Genomic DNA, 4457 nt, shown 5'->3' on the forward strand with positions numbered 1-4457 from the left:
CACGAAGGAGATGGAGCAGAAGATCGAGGAAGAGATGGAGAAGATCGAAAAATACGGGGGAATAGTAAAGGCCGTTGCAGATGGTTTTATCCAGAGACTCGTTGCACGGCAGGCCTTCGAGATAGAAGGGGGACTTGAGTCAGGAGAGCTTTTAAAGGTCGGTGTTAATATTTACAGAGAAGGAGAATCGATGGACGTGGAGCTCCATGAATACAACTGGGAATCGGCGGAGAAACAGATAGAAAGTCTCCGCGAGGTCAGGAGGGAGCGTTCTGATAAGGACGTTTCGAGAACGCTGAAGGACCTGGAATCGGCCACCCGGGACGGAAAAAATGTGATGCCCTATCTTGTTGCGTGTTGCAAGGCCTATGCTACCGTAGGAGAGATGGTGGGCATCTTCAGAGAGATCTTTGGAGAGTTTAACGAACCAAGTCTATTCTAAAGATCTGTCAGTCGTGAGGGAAAAAGGCAGCAGAGAGCGGAGAGCCGAGGGCAGAGAGATAAAACCCTATGAGTCATATGCGAGCATCGGTGCCGGGTTTTCTATTCCCGGGGCTCATGGCAAACCGGATGAAAAACGGATAGGCAGTATCAGGCAACGATTTCCTTGCAACCCGCGACTTTCGGATTTCGATATTCGGATTTCGTGCTTTTAGTACACCTTGGAGGACATTATGAGAGATAAGTATTACCGGCTGGGCTGTGATATCGGCGGCACGTTTACAGACTTTGTCCTGCTCAACGATCAAACAGGGGAGATAATGACCGGCAAGTGCCTGACCACGCCCCAGGACCCTTCCGATGCAGTTGAAGAAGGGATCAGGGCGCTGGAGGAGGCAACGCCGGACTTTGTCGGAAAGCTCGATGAGTTGATACACGGGACAACCCTTGTCATCAACTCTATTATCGAGAGAAAGGGAGCAAGGACAGGGCTCATTACAACAAAAGGCTTCAGGGATGTCCTGGAGATCGGGAGAGAGATACGTTACGCCCCCTATGATATATTTGCTGAATTTCCCAGGCCCCTCATCCCCAGGAGGTATCGCGTCGAAGTGGACGAAAGGGTTCGCAGTGACGGGAGCGTTATAAAGGCCCTGGACCCGGAAAATGCAAAACGGGTGGTCCGCAAGCTCATAGACATGGGCGTTGAGTCGATCGCCGTCTGCCTTATAAATTCCTTTGAGAACCCAACCCATGAAAAGATGATCGAAGAGATCATCGAAAAGGAAGCCCCGGGGATCTCAACCTCGATCTCGTACCATGTCCTGCCGCAGATCAAAGAGTATGAACGGACAAGTACAACCGTAACCAACGCCTATGTCAAGCCCCTCACAGGACGCTATTTGTCAAAACTGGCGGGGCGGCTCACATCGATCGGTTTCAAGGGCAAACTTTTTATTATGCTTTCGAGCGGCGGCGTTACCTCTGTCGAGACAGCGGCAGAATTTCCCGTCAGGATCATCGAGTCGGGACCGACAGCGGCAGTCATCGCGGGTCAATATTACGGCAAACACTTTAATATCCCGGAGATGTTCTGTTTCGACATGGGGGGAACGACCGCGAAGTCCTGCCTGATCCAGAAGGGGGTTGCCGGTGTTGTTCCGACCTTTGAAGTAGGACGGGTACAACGATTTATGAAGGGAAGCGGCCTCACGATACAGGTGCCCGTCGTCGACCTGATGGAGATAGGTGCCGGGGGCGGGAGCATTGCCAAGATCAGCAAGCTTGGTACTCTCCAGGTCGGGCCGGAAAGCTCCGGCGCTGAACCTGGGCCCATCTGTTACGGGCGCGGCGGCACAGATCCATGCGTGACCGATGCAGACCTCCTGCTTGGTTACCTTGACGAGAACTACTTCCTCGGGGGAACGATGAAGCTTGACAAGGCCGGCGCGCGTCGCGGCGTTGAGGAGAAGGTTGCAAAGCCTCTCGGGGTTTCGTTTATCCAGGCCGTCTGGGGGATCCATGACCTTATCAATGAAACGATGGCGGCAGCGGCAAAGACACATATCGCAGAAAAAGGCGGAAACCCCAAGATCGTAACGATAGCCGCTTTTGGCGGGGCTGGGCCTGTTCACGCCTATGGCCTGGCAAAGAAGCTGGGGGCGCCCCGCATGCTTGTGCCGCCCAATGCCGGGGTAGGATCGGCCATGGGATTTTTCACGGCTCCACGGGCATTTGATCTTTTGCGCAGCCACAAGGTTCCCCTCACCAATGTTGCCTTTACCGAGATAGAGGACATATTTAAGGGGCTTGAAGCGGATGCCGGGAAGATACTGAAGAAGGAGGCGGCAGAAGACACAATCCAATATGAGCGCTCCGTCGACATGCGTTTCGTGGGGCAGGGATCGGAGATCAATATTCCCGTACCCGCGGGAGATTTTGCAAAACTTCAGAAAGAGGACATCAGGCATCTTTTTGACGATGTCTATAAGAAACTTTATGGCAGGACATATCCTGAATCAGAGGTGGAGTTCATCAATTTCAAGATCAGAGCAAGTCTTCCCGAGCGTCTCCTGCAACTGCCAAAACTGAGCAGGGGGAAAGGGCAGTCTCTTGATACGGCAATCAAGGGACAGCGGCCGGCATACTCACCTGTCGCCAGGGATTTTATACCCTACACAGTATATGACCGGTACAAGCTTTTTCCAGGCGCGAAGTTCCCGGGTCCGGCAATTATCGAGGAGAAGGAGTCAACCCTCATAGTGGGTGAGGACGCTCATATATCGGTGGATGATTTCGGATTTCTCTGGATTGATCTTAAGGAGGTGCGATAATGGGCCGCACGTTTGATCCGATCACGTTAGAAATCTTATGGCGAAGGCTTATTTCCATTGTGGATGAGGCGGACTCAAGCGTTGCCCGCACTGCATTTTCGAGTCTCCTCAGAGATGCCCACGATTATACCTGTATGTTTACCGACAGGTTGGGCCGGGAACTGGCACAGGGGAGCTTTGCCACCCCAGGCCAGTCGGGCGCAATGGCCCTGGGCATTAAAAATCTCGTCAACAAATTTCCTATAGATCATTATCAGCCCGGCGATGTCTTTATTACGAACGATCCCTGGGCGCTGGCAGGCCACCTGAACGACGTCTGCGTCATGAGCCCCATCTTTTATAAAGAACAATTGGTCGCCTTCACTGCCTGTGTTTTTCACCACTCCGACATCGGCGGCCGGGTAGCCTCTGATAACCACGATGTCTTTGAGGAAGGCCTTTTCATCCCTCTGGTGAAGCTCTATCACGGGGGAGTCCTCAACGAGTCGGTCCTCGACATGATCCGTTGGAATGTGCGGACCCCGGACGAGGTTATCGGTGATGTCAGGTCGCAGATCGCCGCGAACCATGTCTGCGCCGAGAAGGTGCGCCAGATGCTCAAAGAAAGCGACCTTGATAACCTCGATGACCTGGCGGACCAGATCATCAGCCTCACTGAAAAAAGTATGCGGGAGGAGATCGAAAAGATACCCGACGGGATTTACCATGCGAAAGGCATCATTGAACAAACAAAGGGAAAAGAAGACATCGTTATCCAGGCGAAGGTTGAGGTCAAGGGAAGCGATATCAAGGTAGACCTGGATGGTTCCTCCCCACAGGTAGACTGGGGCGGAAATGTGGTTTTCAATTTTACCTACGCCTATGTGTTTATGGCAGCGAAAAGCATGTTTGCCCCGGATATCCCCAATAACGACGGCTGCGCCAGGCCTATACAGCTTGTCGCCCCGGAGGGCTGCGTGGTGAACTGCAAATTTCCTGCGGCAGTGGCTGCGCGGATGGGGGTGGGTCATTTTCTGACCGAGGTCATTTACCGTGCCCTTTCCGGTGTTTTGCCCAAAAGTGTTATTGCAGGGTCCGGAGGCACACCTGCGGCAATGAACGTATTCTACGGGAAAAGGAAAAACGGGAAACCATGGCACTCCGTGATCATCCGGGGAGGCGGTATGGGGGCGGGCGCCGCCAATGACGGCAACTATGTCTATATATTCCCGGCCAACGGCGCCAATACGCCTGTTGAGATATTCGAAAGCGACACCCCGCTGATCGTGGAAAAGAGGGAGCTTCTCGCTGATTCCGGCGGCCCCGGCAAAATGAAGGGCGGTCTTGGAAAAAGGGAGCTCTTCAAAATACCCGATGATGAATACGCGCCGATTCCACCTGTCAACCTGGGGATCCAGGCGGGAAGATACACCTATCCTGCAGAGGGACTTTTTGACGGGAAAACAGGTACCAGGGCACAATTCCTCGTGAACGGAGTACCGGGAAATTCCTACGGGTTAACACAGTTGAAACCTGGCGATGTGGTGACCATCGATGCCCCTGGCGGAGGAGGATACGGCAATCCGCTCGAACGCGAACCGGAAATGGTGGTCGATGACGTGATCGAAGGCTATATCAGCATTGAAAGCGCACAAAAAGACTACGGGGTGGCCATAGACCCGGCAACTCTGAAAATAGATATAG

3 protein-coding genes are annotated in these 4457 nt (G+C 53.2%); all 3 read left to right on the top strand.

Features of this window, described 5'->3' with window-relative positions; translation table 11 throughout:
- Positions 1-442 (top strand): methylmalonyl-CoA mutase family protein (locus PHU49_13510; GenBank protein ID MDD5245025.1); only part of this gene is annotated, 442 nt, incomplete at its 5' end.
- Positions 443-674: 232 nt separating this feature from the next.
- Positions 675-2774 carry a hydantoinase/oxoprolinase family protein gene (locus tag PHU49_13515; protein ID MDD5245026.1) on the top strand — a complete coding sequence of 700 codons (2100 nt, stop codon included), beginning with the start codon at positions 675-677 and terminating at the stop codon, positions 2772-2774.
- The coding region (locus PHU49_13520) for a hydantoinase B/oxoprolinase family protein (protein MDD5245027.1) at positions 2774-4457 on the top strand (1684 nt) is incomplete at its 3' end. The genes PHU49_13515 and PHU49_13520, both read left to right, overlap by 1 nt.

Source organism: Syntrophorhabdaceae bacterium (genome assembly GCA_028713955.1).
Taxonomy (GTDB): domain Bacteria; phylum Desulfobacterota; class Syntrophorhabdia; order Syntrophorhabdales; family Syntrophorhabdaceae; genus UBA5609.